17 protein-coding genes and 1 other RNA gene are annotated in these 15,246 nt (G+C 66.5%); 16 read left to right on the top strand and 2 right to left on the bottom strand.

The window, feature by feature from the left end:
- Positions 1-40 precede the first annotated feature (40 nt).
- The 8 genes from MY55_RS07550 (at position 41) to MY55_RS07515 (ending at position 5,114) form a co-directional block, all read left to right on the top strand.
- The gene (locus MY55_RS07550; RefSeq protein WP_052258251.1) at positions 41-2,014 is read left to right on the top strand and encodes a TonB-dependent receptor; all 1,974 of its coding nucleotides are present in this window, start codon (positions 41-43) and stop codon (positions 2,012-2,014) included.
- 3 nt (positions 2,015-2,017) lie between these two features.
- Complete coding sequence (gene cobU, locus MY55_RS07545; protein ID WP_043578905.1) at positions 2,018-2,545, top strand: bifunctional adenosylcobinamide kinase/adenosylcobinamide-phosphate guanylyltransferase; 528 nt, start codon at positions 2,018-2,020, stop codon at positions 2,543-2,545.
- Positions 2,542-3,414 carry a cobalamin-binding protein gene (locus MY55_RS07540; protein ID WP_043578908.1) on the top strand — a complete coding sequence of 291 codons (873 nt, stop codon included), beginning with the start codon at positions 2,542-2,544 and terminating at the stop codon, positions 3,412-3,414. Before cobU ends, MY55_RS07540 begins: the two co-directional genes overlap by 4 nt.
- Positions 3,415-3,435: 21 nt before the next feature.
- Entirely contained in the window at positions 3,436-3,645 is a 210-nt protein-coding gene (locus MY55_RS07535) for a hypothetical protein (RefSeq protein WP_043578911.1), read from the top strand.
- Positions 3,642-3,953 carry a cell division protein ZapA gene (locus MY55_RS07530; protein WP_043578914.1) on the top strand — a complete coding sequence of 104 codons (312 nt, stop codon included), beginning with the start codon at positions 3,642-3,644 and terminating at the stop codon, positions 3,951-3,953. The genes MY55_RS07535 and MY55_RS07530 overlap by 4 nt, the downstream gene beginning before the upstream one ends.
- A 33-nt stretch (positions 3,954-3,986) precedes the next feature.
- Positions 3,987-4,171, top strand: a non-coding RNA gene (ssrS, locus tag MY55_RS07525) — 6S RNA.
- Between the two features lie 8 nt (positions 4,172-4,179).
- The gene (locus MY55_RS07520; protein WP_065202182.1) at positions 4,180-4,788 is read left to right on the top strand and encodes a 5-formyltetrahydrofolate cyclo-ligase; all 609 of its coding nucleotides are present in this window, start codon (positions 4,180-4,182) and stop codon (positions 4,786-4,788) included.
- Positions 4,785-5,114, top strand: a complete 330-nt coding sequence (locus MY55_RS07515; protein WP_043578921.1) for a DUF1294 domain-containing protein — start codon at positions 4,785-4,787, stop codon at positions 5,112-5,114. Before MY55_RS07520 ends, MY55_RS07515 begins: the two co-directional genes overlap by 4 nt.
- Here the strand turns inward: MY55_RS07515 and MY55_RS23040 are convergent.
- Positions 5,099-5,254 carry a vir-repressed protein gene (locus tag MY55_RS23040; RefSeq protein WP_099049614.1) on the bottom strand — a complete coding sequence of 52 codons (156 nt, stop codon included), beginning with the start codon at positions 5,252-5,254 and terminating at the stop codon, positions 5,099-5,101. The two genes, MY55_RS07515 and MY55_RS23040, sit on opposite strands and share 16 nt — an antisense overlap.
- Positions 5,255-5,381: 127 nt before the next feature.
- Here MY55_RS23040 and MY55_RS07510 point away from each other — a divergent pair, with 127 nt between their 5' ends.
- From MY55_RS07510 to holA, 5 genes are all read left to right on the top strand, one after another.
- Positions 5,382-5,840, top strand: a complete 459-nt coding sequence (locus MY55_RS07510) for an EVE domain-containing protein (RefSeq protein WP_043578924.1) — start codon at positions 5,382-5,384, stop codon at positions 5,838-5,840.
- On the top strand, positions 5,840-6,643 hold the full coding sequence (locus MY55_RS07505) for a sulfite exporter TauE/SafE family protein (RefSeq protein ID WP_043578927.1): 804 nt from the start codon (positions 5,840-5,842) through the stop codon (positions 6,641-6,643). Before MY55_RS07510 ends, MY55_RS07505 begins: the two co-directional genes overlap by 1 nt.
- A gap of 122 nt (positions 6,644-6,765) precedes the next feature.
- The gene (gene leuS, locus MY55_RS07500) at positions 6,766-9,483 is read left to right on the top strand and encodes a leucine--tRNA ligase (protein ID WP_065202181.1); all 2,718 of its coding nucleotides are present in this window, start codon (positions 6,766-6,768) and stop codon (positions 9,481-9,483) included.
- Between the two features lie 82 nt (positions 9,484-9,565).
- Positions 9,566-10,123, top strand: a complete 558-nt coding sequence (locus tag MY55_RS07495; protein WP_080509356.1) for an LPS-assembly lipoprotein LptE — start codon at positions 9,566-9,568, stop codon at positions 10,121-10,123.
- Positions 10,104-11,108 carry a DNA polymerase III subunit delta gene (gene holA / locus MY55_RS07490; RefSeq protein ID WP_043578933.1) on the top strand — a complete coding sequence of 335 codons (1,005 nt, stop codon included), beginning with the start codon at positions 10,104-10,106 and terminating at the stop codon, positions 11,106-11,108. Before MY55_RS07495 ends, holA begins: the two co-directional genes overlap by 20 nt.
- A 43-nt stretch (positions 11,109-11,151) precedes the next feature.
- Here holA and MY55_RS07485 read toward each other — a convergent pair whose 3' ends face one another.
- Positions 11,152-12,327, bottom strand: a complete 1,176-nt coding sequence (locus MY55_RS07485) for an MFS transporter (protein ID WP_043578936.1) — start codon at positions 12,325-12,327, stop codon at positions 11,152-11,154.
- A gap of 134 nt (positions 12,328-12,461) precedes the next feature.
- Between MY55_RS07485 and MY55_RS07480 the strand changes: the two genes are divergently transcribed.
- The 3 genes from MY55_RS07480 to MY55_RS07470 all read left to right on the top strand — a co-directional run bounded on the left by MY55_RS07480 (position 12,462) and on the right by MY55_RS07470 (position 15,173).
- Positions 12,462-13,343, top strand: coding sequence for a LysR family transcriptional regulator (locus MY55_RS07480; protein ID WP_197465948.1), 882 nt, complete (start codon positions 12,462-12,464; stop codon positions 13,341-13,343).
- Entirely contained in the window at positions 13,336-13,791 is a 456-nt protein-coding gene (locus MY55_RS07475) for a GNAT family N-acetyltransferase (RefSeq protein WP_053006700.1), read from the top strand. Before MY55_RS07480 ends, MY55_RS07475 begins: the two co-directional genes overlap by 8 nt.
- 104 nt (positions 13,792-13,895) lie before the next feature.
- A complete protein-coding gene (locus tag MY55_RS07470; RefSeq protein WP_043578939.1) occupies positions 13,896-15,173 on the top strand; it encodes an MFS transporter in 1,278 nt (425 codons plus the stop codon).
- The last annotated feature ends 73 nt before the right edge of the window (positions 15,174-15,246 follow it).

Genomic DNA, 15,246 nt, shown 5'->3' with positions numbered 1-15,246 from the left:
TCTTCGCACTCAACGTTGACCCTGTCGTGGAGTGTGTTTCATGTTCAAGTTTCAATCCTGCGCGCTGTTCGCGGCGCTGACCGCCGCCGGCGTGGTTCAGGCCGCCGATCTTCCCGAGTTCGCCGGCGACCCGGTGATCGTCACCGCCAGCCGGGTGCCGCAGAAAGTCTCGTCGCTGCCGGCGAACGTCACCGTCATCACCGCCGAGGACATTGCCAACAGCACGGCGACGACGGTGCAGGATGTGCTGTCTAGCTACGCCGGCGTGCATGTGTCGAACAGTTCCGGCTCCGCCAGCACGGCGATGGTGGACTTGCGAGGTTTCGGCGTGACGGGCATGAGCAACACGCTGATCCTGGTCGATGGCGTACGGCAAAACACCAATGATTTGAGCGCGCCTAACCTGGGGGCGGTCACGCTGGCGAGCATCGACCACATCGAGGTGGTGCGCGGCATCGGCGGCGTCGCCTACGGCGGCGGCGCGACCGGCGGGGTGATCAACATCATTACCAAGTCCGGCGCGGCCAACGGGGTGAACGGCAGCGTCATGCTGACCGGCGGCAGTTACGATCTGCGCCAGCTGGATGCCAATCTGCACGCGGGGAACCAGTATGTGGCGCTGGATGGCTATGTCCAGTCGTTGAAGACCGACAATTACCGCCAGAACAATGCCGAGCGCGACGACAACGCCGGCGCCACCTTGACTTTCAAGCATGACGGCGGCGACATCAAGCTGTTCGCCAAAACGGCGAGCCAGGGCTTGCGCCTGCCGGGATCCATCGTCATGGATCCGGCCAACGGCCAGAACCCCTTGCTCAACAATCCGACCGGCACGGCGACGCCGAACAGTCACTCCTCCACCGGCACCAGCAGCGGCGGCGTTTCTTTGAGCCAGGACTTGGGGGCCGGGACGCTGTATGCCGACTGGTCGCGCCGCGTCAAGGATGCGGACTCCTGCGTCCAGTATGCCGGCATCGCCGGATGCTCGCGGGACCAGCGCAATCTGGGCGAAAACGCCGCCAGCGCCCGTTACGAGCTGCCTATCGGCAAGCACACCCTGTCTTTCGGCAGCGACTGGCTCGACAGTTCGATGAGCGTATACAACTCGCTGGGCAATAAGCAGACCTCGCAAAAGCGCGTCGGCTATTTCGTCGACGGCCAGTTCAAGCTGTGGCAGGGCGCGACGCTGTCGGCCGGAGGCCGCCAGCAACTGGTGGACGACAAGGTCAACGCCATGAGCGGCGGGGCCAATCTGTCGACCATCCATACCAGCCTGCATGCCTGGTCCTTGGGCCTGAAGCAGGATTTGCGCGCGGGTTGGAGCGTGTATGCCAGATCCGGCCAGAGCTTCCGCCTGGGCAATGCCGATGAGGTGACTTATACCAACGGCCTGCCGCTGCAGCCGCAGCAGTCGCATGATAGGGAAGTGGGGGCGCAATGGGCGAACGATGCGGCGCATGCCAAGCTGGCGCTGTTCCGCAATGATCTGACCAATGAAATCGCTTACAACCCCTTCGTCGGGCTGTTTGGCGCCAATGCCAACTTGCCGGAGACGCGCCATCAGGGTGTCGAGCTGGAGGGCGGCGCCAAGCTGTCGCAGCGGGTGGGCGTGAACGCCAATCTGACCTGGACTCAGGCGACCTACCGCTCAGGCGCCGGCTTGGCCGGCAACACTATTCCGATGGTGCCGAAGCTGATGGCGAATACCGCAGTGAATTGGAGCATCAGCGACGCCAGCAAGGTGTCGGTGGCGGCGCAATATGTTTCTCAGCAGTATTTCGATAATGACCAGAGCAACGCCTTTGGCCGCAAGTTGCCGGCTTACACGGTTGTCGACGCCAAGTTCAGCCAGGCATTCGGCAAGCATGTGAGCGCCACTTTCAGCGTGAACAACTTGTTCAACAGGCATTATGCGACCTATGGCGGGACGGATGCTTACACCTCGCCTACGGCTTATGATTTGTACCCGGCCAACGCGCGGAATTACCAAGCCGCCGTGACTTACACGTTCTAAACCATGCCCCATCTGATCAGCGGCGGCGCCCGCAGCGGCAAGAGCGCCCATGCAGAAGACCTGGCCCGCCGCCATGCCGGCCCGGTGTGTTATCTCGCCACCGCCGAAGTGCGCGACGCCGAGTTCGCGCGCCGGGTGGAGCGCCACCGCGCGCAGCGGCCGGCGCATTGGCGGGTGGCGGAAGCCGGCCGCGGCCTGGCCGCCGCCATCGCCGCCGCTGACTGCCCGGGCGGGCTGGTGCTGGTGGACTGCCTGGGCATGTGGCTGATGCGCTTTTTCGGTGAACCAGGCTTTGACGAAGCCGGCTACGCCGTCGAGCGCGACGCCCTGCTGGCGGCCTTGGACGGCGCGCGTGGCGAAATCCTGCTGGTCAGCAACGAGGTGGGCTGGGGCGTGGTGGCTGGAGATGCCGAAACCCGGCGCTTCGTCGACGAACTGGGGCGGCTCAACCAGCTGGCGGCGGCGCGCTGCCAGCGGGTGACGCTGGTGGCCTGCGGTTTGCCGCTGGTTTTGAAAGGGGGTCCGGCATGAGGCGCGCATGGGTCTTGGCCGCCCTGTTGCTGGCCGGCGCCGCGCAGGCCGATATCCGTGTGACGGACGGCGATGGCCAGGAAGTGGCGCTGCGGCAGCCGGCGCAGCGCATCGTCAGCCTGGTGCCGCACGCCACCGAGCTCTTGTTCGCCGCCGGCGCCGGCGACAAGGTGGTGGCCACCGTCGAATACAGCGACCATCCGCCGGCGGCGAAGAAGCTGCCGCGGGTCGGCAGCTTCACCGGCTTCAGCCTGGAGGCGGTGCTGCGCCAGCGGCCCGACCTGGTGGTGGCCTGGAAGGATGGCGGCACCCCGCGCGAACTGGCGCGTCTGCGCAGCCTGGGCGTGCCGGTGTTCATCAGCCATCCGCTGCAGCCGGGCGACGTGGCGCTGGAAATCGGCAAGCTGGGCCGGCTGGCCGGCAGCGAGGCGGCGGCCAACCGCGCCGCCGCGCAATACCGGCGGCAAATGGCGGCGCTGCAGCAGCGCTACGGCGGCCGCGCGCCGGTGCGGGTGTTCTACCAGCTGAGCCAGGCGCCGATCTTCACCATCAGCGGCAAAAGCTATATCGATTCGCTGATCCGCACTTGCGGCGGGGTCAATGTGTTCGCCGACCTGCCGCTGCCGGCGCCGCAGGTATCCACCGCCTCGGTCGTGGCGGCGCAGCCACAGGCGATAGTGGCGTCCGACGAGGCGACGCTGGCGATGTGGCGGCGCTGGCGCGGCGTGCCGGCGGTGTCGCATGCCGCGCTGTTCGCGCTGCCGGGTGACGACATCAGCATTCCCGGCCCGCGCCTGGTCGAGGGCGCGGCGGCGCTGTGCGAGCGGCTGGACATGGCGCGCCAGCGGCTGGGTTTGACGCCCAACTAGCCGCCCGTTATCCTCGCCGGCATGGACAATGAACTGGAATATCTGGAATCCCGCGTCGCGGCGCTGATCGCCCGCATCCGGGAGTTGGAAACCCAGAACGGCCGCTTTGCCGAGGCGCTGTCCGAAGCGCTGAAGGAGAATGCCGAGCTGAATTTCCGCGTGAACGAAACCCGCAGCCGGGTGGCGGCCCTGGTGGCGCGCCTGCCGGGCGCGCCGGAGGATGAGCAATGAGCGACGTGGTTCAGGTCGAGATCGAACTGTTGGGCCGTCATTTCACCATCGGCACCCCGCAGGGCGAGCAGGAAACCCTGCTGGAGGCGGTGCGCCTGCTGGAAGGCAAGATTTCCACCATTCAGCAGCACGGCAAGGTGATGGACGCCGACAAGATCGCCATCATGGCCGCGCTCAACATCGCCCACGATCTGCTGAAAACAAAAGTGGGCGAGGGCTTGGAGATGGCGGCGTTTCAGCGTAAGATACGCGACATGGGCGAAGCGGCCGACAACGCGCTTCGCCAGAGCCAGCAACCGCTGTTCTGACAGCCGGTTCCAGGCTCGCACTACAGGTCAGTTTATCCCCTGCGGTGCTCGTGACGGCACACAATTCCTTTGTACCAATGCGTTCGCTTCTGGCTGCCAGCGTGAGACATGGGCGTGCCGCGTTCCATTTGAGAACGCGCCCGAAATGTCTGGCAGGCGGCCCATCCTGGAAACAGGGTACAAGCGAATTTAGCCCGAACGGCACTCGCGGGGGTCTCCCCCTCCCATGACCGATATTCTCCCCATTACAGACAAACCGACGCTGCGCCGCCAGCTGCGCCGCGCCCGCATGGCTTTGCCGCCGGCTTATCGCGCCGCCGCGGCGCAGGCCATCGCCCGCCATGCTTCGCGCCTGTTGAAGCGCGGCAAGCGCGTGGGAGGCTATCTGGCCGCCGGCTCCGAGCTGGACCTGGCCATGCTGCTCAACGCCGCGCTGTGGCGCGGCGCGCGCGTCTATCTGCCGCAGATTCCGCGCCGCGGCCGCCGGCTGTGGTTCACCCGGCTGGCGGCCGCCGACCGCTGGTATCTGCACCCGCGCTACCGCATCCTGGAATACGCCGGCGCCCGGCTGCGCGCCGAGCGGCTGGACGTGGTGTTCGTGCCCTTGCTGGGCGTAGACCGCGAGGGTTACCGGATGGGGCAGGGCGGCGGTTTCTACGACAGCACGCTGGCCTTCCGCCGCCGCGTCGCCGCCGGCGGGCCGCTGCTGGTCGGCGTGGCTTTCGATTGCCAGCTGGTGGACGCGGTGCCGCGCGAGGCCTGGGATGTGCGGCTGGACTGCCTGCTGACCGAGTCCGGCCTGCGGCGGCTGCCGCTGCGGGAGGCGGAAGCATGATTCTGCTGCTGTTGCTGCCCTTGCTGGCTGCCTGCCTGCTGGGGCGGCTGGGCTGGGGCTGGTGGCTGCCTTACGCCGCGCTGGCCTTGCCGACGCTGCTGGCGTATTGGCTGGACAAGCGCGCCGCCCTGCGCGGCGCCTGGCGCATTCCGGAGGCCAGGCTGCAGCTGCTGCACCTGGCCGGCGGCTGGCCGGCCGCGTTTCTCGCGCAGCGCTGGTTCCGCCACAAGACCCGCAAGCAGCCTTTCCTGCTGATCTATTGGCTGGCGGCGCTGGCCAATCTGGCGCCGCCGCTGGCATGGTGGTGGCTTCAACGCCAGCCGTAGTAGCGCGGGCCGTAGTAGTAAGCCGGCGCCACCACCACCGCCGGCCGCACCACTACCGGTGCGATGCCCACTCGCGGCGGTTCCACCACGCAGCCGCTTAGGCTGCCTATCGCGATTACGGCGAGTATCCACGTTTTCATCGGTATTCTCCTGGAACGGCAGGCATGGCAAAAAACCTGTCCTGTTGAAACCAGCATACGAGGCAATCTTTCCAGTAAGATTGAGCAAGTCTTTCCCTTTCCCCTCAGCGATTAACAGATATTGCCCATGCGCTATTGGCTGATGAAGTCCGAACCGGACGAAACCTCGATCGACCACCTGGCCGCCGAACCGGCGCGCCTGTTCGAGTGGACCGGCGTGCGCAACTACCAGGCGCGCAATTTCATGCGCGACGACATGCGTCCCGGCGACCTGCTGCTGTTCTGGCATTCGTCTTGTCCCGAGCCCGGCATCGCCGGCATCGCCGAAGTGGCCGCGCCGGCGCATCCCGACTCCAGCCAGTTCGATCCTGACAGCCCCTATCACGATCCTAAGTCCGACCCGGCCCAGCCGCGCTGGCAGTGCGTGGACGTGCGCTTCGTCAGCAAGACCCGGCTGGTGTCGCCGGCCGAGCTGCGCGGCCATCCGCCGCTGGAGGGCATGACGGTGCTCAAGCGCGGCAACCGCTTGTCGATCACGCCGGTGACGGCGGAAGAGTGGGACTATCTCACGCGCGAGGTGTTGTGATGCTGGCGCCGCCCTTGCTGGTTGCCTTGCTGGGCTGCGGCGCGGTGGCCGGCTTCCTGGCCGGCCTGCTGGGCGTCGGCGGCGGGCTGATCATCGTGCCGGTGGTGCTGGCGGTGTTGGCGGCCGCGCATCTGGGCGGCGAGCACGCGCAGCATCTGGCGGTGGGCACTTCGCTGGCGGTGATGGTGTTCACCAGCGCTTCCAGCGTGCGCGCCCACCACAAGAAAGGCGCGGTGGACTGGCGCATCGTGCGCGGCATGGCGCCGGCGATGGTGCTGGGCACGCTGGCCGGCAGCCTGCTGGCGGGCTGGATTCCCGGCCGCGCGCTGGCCTGGTTTTTCGTGGTCTACGCCTACGCGGTGGCGGCGCAAATGCTGATAGGCAAGCAGCCCAGGGCCGGGCGCGAGATGCCGGGCCGCGCCGGCCAGGGCGCGGCGGGCGGCGCCATCGGCATGATTTCCAGCTGGGTGGGAATCGGCGGCGGCTCGATGAGCGTGCCGTTGATGAGCTGGTGCAATGTGCCGGTGCATACGGCGATAGGGACCAGCGCCGCGCTGGGCTGGCCGATCGCCGTTTCCGGCGCGCTGGGCTATCTGGCCAGCGGCTGGCGCGCGCAAGGCCTGCCCTGGGGCAGCGTCGGCTTTGTTTATTTGCCGGCGATGCTGGCCTTGATGCTGATGACGGTGCTGTGCGCGCCGCTGGGCGCGCGGGCCGCGCACCGGCTGCCGGTGGCCAGGCTGAAAAAGGCGTTTGCCTTGCTGATGGCGGCGATGGCCAGCGAGATGCTGCTCCGGCTGCTATGAACGCCTTGTTTTTGTACGGAAATCGGACAGCCTGTCCGCTCCGCGGCATCCCCTTTTTGCCGCTTTTGCCGATATAATCGATCCATTCGACTCGAATTCCACTGAATAAAAAGACTCCGGACATGCAAGAACACTACTCCCCGCGCGAGCTGGAAAGCGCCGCGCAGCAGAAATGGCAGAAAACCGCCGCCTTCAAGGCGGTTGAAGACGCTTCCCGCCCCAAGTACTACGCGCTGTCGATGTTCCCGTATCCGTCCGGCAAGCTGCACATGGGCCACGTGCGCAACTACACCATCACCGACGTGCTGGCCCGCTTCAAGCGCCTGCAGGGCTTCAACGTGCTGCAACCGATGGGCTGGGACGCCTTCGGCCTGCCGGCCGAGAACGCGGCGATGAAGAACGGCGGCGCGCCGGCGGCGTGGACCTACTCCAACATCGAATACATGAAGACCCAGCTGGACAGCTTGGGCTTCGCGCTGGATTGGGAGCGCGAGCTGGCCACCTGCAAGCCGGACTACTACCGCTGGGAGCAGTGGCTGTTCACCCGCCTGTTCGAGAAGGGCGTGATCTATAAGAAGAACGGCGTGGTCAACTGGGACCCGGTGGACCAGACCGTGCTGGCCAACGAGCAAGTGGTCGACGGCCGCGGCTGGCGCTCCGGCGCGCTGGTGGAAAAGCGCGAAATCCCGATGTACTACTTCCGCATCACCGACTACGCCGAGCAGCTGCTGGCGGACCTGGACCAGCTGGACGGCTGGCCGGAGCAGGTCAAGACCATGCAGCGCAACTGGATAGGCAAGAGCTACGGCTCCGACGTGGTGTTCCCGTACGACGAGGCCAGCATCGGCCATAAGGGCGAGCTGAAGGTCTACACCACCCGTCCGGACACGCTGATGGGCGCCACCTATGTCGCCGTCGCCGCCGAGCATCCGCTGGCTACCCAGGCCGCGGCCGGCAACGCCGAACTGCAGGCCTTCATCGCGGAATGCAAGTCCGGCTCCGTGGCCGAGGCCGACGTGGCCAAGATGGAAAAGAAGGGCATGCCGACCGGCCTGTTCGTGACCCACCCGCTGACCGGCGAACGCTTGCCGGTATGGGTGGCCAACTATGTGCTGTGGGGCTACGGCGAAGGCGCGGTGATGGCCGTGCCGGCGCACGACGAGCGCGACTTCGAATTTGCTAAGAAATACAGGTTGCCGATTAAGCCGGTAGTTCTGAATGAGAAAAATGTTGATGATGTAAACGTCAGTTATGCAGAGGTTGGTGGGGCGTCTAATGGTGAAAATGGTGTCCCGTTTAGATTCCCAGTTATTCGCAGAGCGAATAACCTAGTAGTGGAACACAGAATTTCTTGGGATGAATGGCAGCCTTCTTTTGCTGAGCATGGCAAATTAATCCAATCAGACGAATTTAATGGACTGACTTCTTCTGAAGCTTTCGAGAAAATTTGCTCTAAGTTGCAAGATAAGGGTTTAGGCCAGAAGAAGACCCAATACCGGCTGCGCGACTGGGGCATCAGCCGTCAGCGCTACTGGGGCTGCCCGATCCCGATCATCCACTGCGCCAGCTGCGGCGACGTGCCGGTGCCGGAAAAAGACCTGCCGGTGACGCTGCCGGAAAATGTCATTCCGGACGGCGCCGGCAGCCCGCTGGCCAAGATGCCGGAATTCTACGAAACCGCCTGCCCGAAGTGCGGCGGCGCGGCCAAGCGCGAAACCGACACCATGGATACTTTCGTCGAGTCCAGCTGGTACTACGCCCGCTACGCCTCGCCCAAGTGCGACACCGCGATGGTGGACAAGCAGGCCGCCGATTACTGGCTGCAGGTCGACCAATACGTGGGCGGCATCGAACACGCCATTCTGCACCTGCTGTACGCGCGCTTCTTCCACAAGCTGATGCGCGACGAAGGCCTGGTATCGTCGGACGAGCCGTTCAAGAGCCTGCTGACCCAGGGCATGGTGATCTGCGAAACCTTCTACCGCGACCTGCCCAATGGCTCCAAGGACTGGATCGCGCCGCAGGACGTGATCCTCGAGCGCGACGCCAAGGGCAAGATTGTGGCGGCCACGCACCGCGTGGACGGCCAGCCGGTGGTGGTGGGCGGCATCGAGAAGATGTCCAAGTCCAAGAACAACGGCGTGGACCCGCAGGAGTTCATCGAGAAATACGGCGCCGACACCGCGCGCCTGTTCATGATGTTCGCCGCGCCGCCGGAGCAGAGCCTGGAGTGGTCCGACGCCGGCGTGGAAGGCGCGTTCCGCTTCCTGAAGCGCCTGTGGAAGAGCGCGCGCGAGCACGTCGAGGCCGGCGTGGTCGCTCCGTATAGCGCGGGCGAGCTGAACGCCAGCCAGAAGGAGCTGCGCTTCAAGCTGCACGGCACCATCCAGAAAGTGGCCGACGACTACGGCCGCCGCCAGCAGTTCAACACCGCCATCGCCGCGGTGATGGAGCTGCTCAACGCCTACGACAAGGCCGACACCAGTGGCGACACCGGCCGCGCGGTGGCGCAGGAAGTGCTGGAAGCCGCCACCCTGCTGCTGTCGCCGATCGTGCCGCACGTCTGCGACGGCATCTGGAGCCAGCTGAAGCCGGGCACCGAGCTGCTGGCCCAGTCCTGGCCCAAGGTGGATGAGGCCGCGCTGGTGAAGAGCGAGATCGAACTGATGGTGCAAGTGTGCGGCAAGCTGCGCGGCAGCGTCACCGTGGCTGCCGACGCCGCCAAGGACGCGATCGAGGCCGCCGCGCTGGCGCACGAGAACGTGATCAAGTTCATGGAAGGCAAACCGGCCAAGAAGATCATCGTGGTGCCGGGCCGCCTGGTGAACATCGTCGTTTGATTCGAGCGAAGACGCGGCGCGGGGCGGCGGGGCTGTCCCGCGCCGTTTTTGCCGGCGGAGCATCCGCCATCTGGGGAGTGATATGAAACAAAGCCTGAACTGCCTGCTGTTGGCCGGCTTGGTCCTGCTGCTGAGCGCTTGTGGCTTCCACCTGCGCGGCCTGGGGGGCAGCGTCAAGGAGCTGCCGTTCTCAACCATGTATCTGGAGGCGGCCAATACCGGCATCGAAGCGGACCTGCGCACGGTGCTGGCGCGCAATTCGAAGCTGACGCTGCTGCCGGCTGCCAAGCAGGCGCAGGCGGTGGTTACCGTGCTCAACGAGAACCAGTCCAAGGACATCCTCACCATCAACGCCAGCGGCAAGATCAGCGAGTACCAGCTGACCTACACCGCCACCGTGCGGGTGGTGCTGGGCGGCGTGCCGATCGAGCCGGACATGGAGGTGAGCGTGCGCCGCAGCATGAATTACTCGGATAGCGCGGTGCTGGGCAAAGAGCAGGAAGAGGGCCTGCTGTGGGCCGATGCCCGCCGCGACGCCGCCGAGCAGATCGTGCGCCGTCTGGCCTACCTGAAAGTGCCGGCTGTCTCGCCGGCCGGTCCGCAAAGCTTGAAGCCGGCCAATGCCGTCACTCAGCCCTGACGCGTTGACCGCGGCGCTGGCCAAGGGGCTGGCGCCGTTGTACCTGGTGCACGGGGAAGAGGCGCTGCTGGCGCTGGAGGCCGCCGACGCCGTGCGCGCGGCGGCGCGCGCGGCCGGTTACCTGGAGCGCGAAGTGCTGACGGTGGAGGCGGGTTTCGATTGGTCGCAGCTGTTCGACGCGATGAGCAGCGTGTCGCTGTTCGCCTCGCTGAAGCTGCTGGAAATCCGCATTCCCGGCGGCAAGCCGGGCACCGAGGGCAGCGAGGCGCTGCAGCGGCTGGCGGCCAACCCGCCGGCCGACACCCTCACCCTGATCACGCTGCCCAAGCTGGACAAGACCCAGCAGCAGGGCAAGTGGTTCGCCGCGCTGGAAAAGGCCGGGCTGGCGGTGGAGGCGCGCCCGGTGGGCCGCGCCGAACTGCCGGGCTGGATTTCGCGGCGGCTGAAGGCGCAGGGTCAGCAACTGGGCAGCGAGGCGCTGGCGTTCTTCGTCGAGCGGGTGGAGGGCAACCTGCTGGCCGCGCGCCAGGAGGTCGACAAGCTGGCGCTGCTGTATCCCAAGGGCGAACTCAGCCTAGCGGACCTGCAGGCGGCGGTGGCCAATGTCGCCCGTTTCGACGTGTTCCAGTTGTCGGAATCCTGGCTGGCCGGCGACGCGCCGCGGCTGATGCGGATGCTGGACGGGCTGATGGCCGAAGGCGAGGCGCCGGTGCTGGTGTTGTGGTCGCTGTCCGAGGACGTGCGCATGCTGCTCAGGCTGCGCCAGGGCCTGAAGGACGGCCGCCAGCTGCGCGACATGGCGCGCGAACTGCGGCTGTGGGGCGACAAGCAGCGGCTGGCCGAGCCGGCGCTGCGCCGCATCGGCCCGCGCAAGCTGATGCAGGCGTTGTCCGAGTGCGCGCGCATCGATCGCCAGATCAAGGGCGTGGAGCCGGGCGAGCCCTGGCAGACCATGCGGGCGCTGGCGACCCTGCTGGCCGCCTGATTTTCGCCTCCTCTTGGGACGGGCCGCTGCGCGGCCCGTTTTTTCATGCCCGCGCCAGTGCGACGCGCCGGGCGGTTTCCACGCGTGAAATGAACCGCGCCAGCAGCCAGGTCAGCCCCGCCAGCGCCGCGGCCAACAGGCTGGTTTGCGCCAAGGTTCCGCCATGGTCGAGCAGTCTTCCAGCCAGCCACGCTCCCAAGGCATTGCCCAGGTTAAAGGCGCCGACATTGAGGGCGGATGCCTGCGCGGCGGCCTCTCCCGCCTGGCGAATGGCCAGCGTTTGCAGCAGCATGCATAGGGCGAAAGCCAGGCCGCCCCATAGCGCCATCAGCGCCAGCGCGAAAGGCAGGCGCGCTGCCAGCAAGTAGAACGTCGCCAGCGTGGCGCATAGCAGGATCAGGCATCGCGACAGGGCCTGGTCCAGGTTTCCGTCCGCCAAGCGGCCGCCGAGCCAGCCGCCGATCACCAATCCCGCGCCGCATAGCAACAAGGCCGCGCTGGCGTGCTTCGCCGCCAAGCCGCTGACCTGGCTAAGCGTCGGCACTAGGTAGGTGAAGAAGGCGAACATGCTGGCTGCGGCCAGGACGCTGGCGAGCAGCGCCGGCCAGACGCGTCCAGGCAAGCGCGCCTGCGTTTCGCCGCTGGTATGGTTTCCGATGTGCGTCGGCAGCTGCCAGCGGATCAGCAATAAGGTAAGGAAGCCCAGCGCCGCCACCGCGGCGAAGCTGGCGCGCCAGCCCGCCCACTGGCCGATCAGCGTGCCGGCCGGCACCCCCAGCACATTGGCCAGCGTCATGCCGCTGAACATCAGCGCCATCGCCCGGCCGGCCATGCCGGGCGGAGCCATCCGCGCCGCCATCACCGCCGCCACGCCAATGAAGCTGGCGTGGCAGAAGGCGGTGAACATCCGCGCCAGCAGCAGCGGCCATAGGCCGGGCGCCAGCAGGCAGGCGAGATTGCCTGCGATGAAAATCAGCATCAGCCCGCTTAGCGCGCGCTTTTCGTCCAGGCGGGCGATCAGGCCGGCCAGCAGCGGGCCGCCGGCCACCACGCCCAGCGCATAGCCTGACACCAGATATGCGGCGCGCGGCAAACCGACGCGCAGGTCGGCGGCGATCAGGGGCAGCAAGCCCATGATGATGAATTCAGCGGTGCCGATGGCGAAGGCGGCCACCGCCAGCGTCAATAGCGCGGGGCTCAGCAGACGGGAAGAGGACATGGCGATCTCGATGTGGAAGCAAAGCGTCAGCCTAAGCGCCGGCGGGGGCGGGAAACAGCCAGGCGGCGCTCCGCACTTTGCGGAACCATTTGGCATGAATGACGCTACACTTGCCGCTTGGAAAAGGAGAGCATGTGCTGGCTTCATTGAGCGATCTGGCGGTGTTCATCACCGTGGCAGAGCAGGGCAGCTTTGTCGGCGCCGGGCGGCTGCTGGGGGTGTCGGCGTCGGCGGTGGGCAAGCGGATCAGCCGGCTGGAGGCGGAACTGGGCGTGCGGCTGCTGCAACGCAGCACCCGGTCATTGGCCTTGACGGCGGAGGGCGACGCGGTGTTGGGCCGGGGCCGGCGCATGTTGGAAGAAGCCTCCGCGATGGCGGCGGAGCTGGAGCAGGCGGGCAAGCTGCCAGGCGGCCTGCTGCGGTTGAGCCTGCCCCCGATAGGCGGCGTGATGATGGCGGAGCTGTCGGCTTTCCAGCAGCGCTTTCCCGAGGTGTCGCTGGAGCTGGATTACAGCGAGCGCAACGTCGACATCATCGAGGAAGGTTTCGACGCCGCCATCCGGGTGGGCGAGGGGGATGACGGCAAGCTGCGCAGCCTGGCCTTGCCGGGATTCCGCCGCCTGATCGTCGCCGCGCCGGACTACCTGGCCCGGCATGGCAGTCCGCGGAGTCCGGCGGGCTTGGCGGACCACCGCTTGATCCATTACCGCTCGCCCAATAGCGGCAAGCTGGAGGATTGGCCGCTGGCCGACACATCGCTATCGGCCGCGTTGGTCTGCAATAGCATGCATGCGCGGCTGGAATTCGCGTTGCAGGGACAGGGCATCGCCTGTCTGCCGGACATTTCCATCCGCCGCGAGCTGGACGACGGCCGCTTGCGGCCTTTATTGAACAGCGACAGCGGCGAGCGGGTGCCGTTGCGGCTGCTGTGGCCATCGTCGCGGGGGCTGTCGGCCCGGATGGCGGCGTTCGTGGATTTCATGCGTCAGATGGCGGGGGAGGCGGAGTATGGCTGACCAGATCGAGCCCAGAGCGTCCATTGAGGAGACCTGCCAGTGGATAAAGCTGGCGGATTTGCCAGCGCATTGCTTGCCAGCGGTGGCGGAGTTATATGCCAGCCAAGGTTGGGGAGAGGAGAAAGCTTTCGATCTGCAGGCGATGGAGCGGGCGTTCCGCGCCTGTTTCGGCGTATGCGCGTTGGACAACGGGCGAGTGCTGGGGTTTGCGCGGGGTTTCAGCGATGGTTGGCAAGCGGGCTGGCTGGCCGAGATTGTCGTTCATCGTGATTGCATCGGCTTGGGGCTGGGCACGGCATTGGCGCGGGCATTCATGCTCCGCTGCGGCGCGGAGGTGGTCTATTGCGAGGCGCTGGCCGGCCGCGAGCCGTTTTTCGAGCGGCTGGGATTCAAGGTGCGGCCGCGGCTCAGCGCGATGGCATGGCGCGCGCCGACGGGCTGTGGGTAACTTGAAAAGTCAGCCATCGCTGTGGATAAGCGGGGCGGCAGCCGACGCCGGCGGGATTTGTTGCTAGTCTGAGAAAAGCGTTTTCGTAAGCGACGAGGTGGCGCATGACCCTTCTGAGCGGCTGGAGCCGGGGGCGTTTCCACTATGCCTGGATCGCCGTCGCCGTCACCTTCCTGGTGATGCTGGTCACCGCCGCCATCCGTTCCGCTCCGGGCGTGATGATGGTGCCGCTGGAGCATGAGTTCGGCTGGAGCCGCTCCGCGATTTCCACCGCGCTGGCGATCAACCTGGCGCTGTTCGGCCTGATGGGGCCGTTCGCCGCGGCGGCGATGCTGCGCTTCGGCCTGCGGCGCACGGTGCTGGCGGCGCTGGCCTTGCTGGCGGTTTGCGTGGGCTTGTCCAGCCTGATGCGCAGCAACTGGCAGCTGCAGTTGCTGTGGGGGCTGATGGTGGGCTGCGCCACCGGCGCCACCGCGATGACGCTGGGCGCGTCGGTGGTCAGCCGCTGGTTCGTGCGCCACCGCGGGCTGGCGATGGGCATCCTCACCGCCAGCTCCGCCACCGGCCAGCTGGCCTTCCTGCCGTTGATGGCCTACCTCACCGAATGGCATGGCTGGCGCAGCACGGTCTGGCTGCTGGCCATCGCCGCCGCCTGCGCGATGCCGCTGGTGGCGCTGCTGTTGCCGGAGCGGCCGTCCAGCATAGGCTTGCGCGCGCTGGGCGAAGCGGACGACGCGCCGCCGCCGCCGGTCCTTGGCCACAACCCGATCCGCATCGCCTTCGACGCGCTGGCCCGCGCCGCCCGTTCGCGCGATTTCTGGCTGTTGTTCGCCACTTTCTTCGTCTGCGGCGCCAGCACCAACGGCTATATCGGCACCCATTTCATCGCGATGTGCGGCGATTACGGGTTGACGCCGGTGCGCGGCGCCAGCCTGCTGGCGGCGATGGGCATGTTCGATCTCTTGGGCACCACGCTGTCGGGCTGGCTATCCGACCGCTTTGCGCCGCAAATCCTGCTATTTTGCTATTACGGCCTGCGCGGTTTGGCGCTGATATACCTGCCTTACGCTTTCGGGCTGGAGTATTTCCTCGGCCTGCCGCTGTTCGCGATGTTCTACGGCCTGGATTGGGTGGCCACGGTGCCGCCGACGGTGAAGCTGACCGCCGGCAGTTTCGGCAGCCAGGAGGCGCCGGTGGTGTTCGGCTGGATCGTCGCCGGCCACCAGCTGGGCGCGGCGTTCGCGGCGCTGGGCGCCGGCATGCTGCGCAACAGCCTGGGCAGCTATACGGCGGCGACGATGATTTCGGGGGGGCTATGCCTGTTGGCCGCGGGACTGGTCCTGTTGATCAACCGACCCTCGCGCGTCTGGCGGGCGGCTTGAACCGGGAGCTTGTGGATAAAACCGGATTTCGTGGTTTGTTGTGGATAAAAGATGCGCGCGCCTGTCAGCTCCG

This window comes from Chromobacterium subtsugae (assembly GCF_001676875.1).
Taxonomy (GTDB): Bacteria; Pseudomonadota; Gammaproteobacteria; order Burkholderiales; family Chromobacteriaceae; genus Chromobacterium; species Chromobacterium subtsugae.
This window is presented reverse-complemented; position numbering and strand designations above follow the sequence as displayed.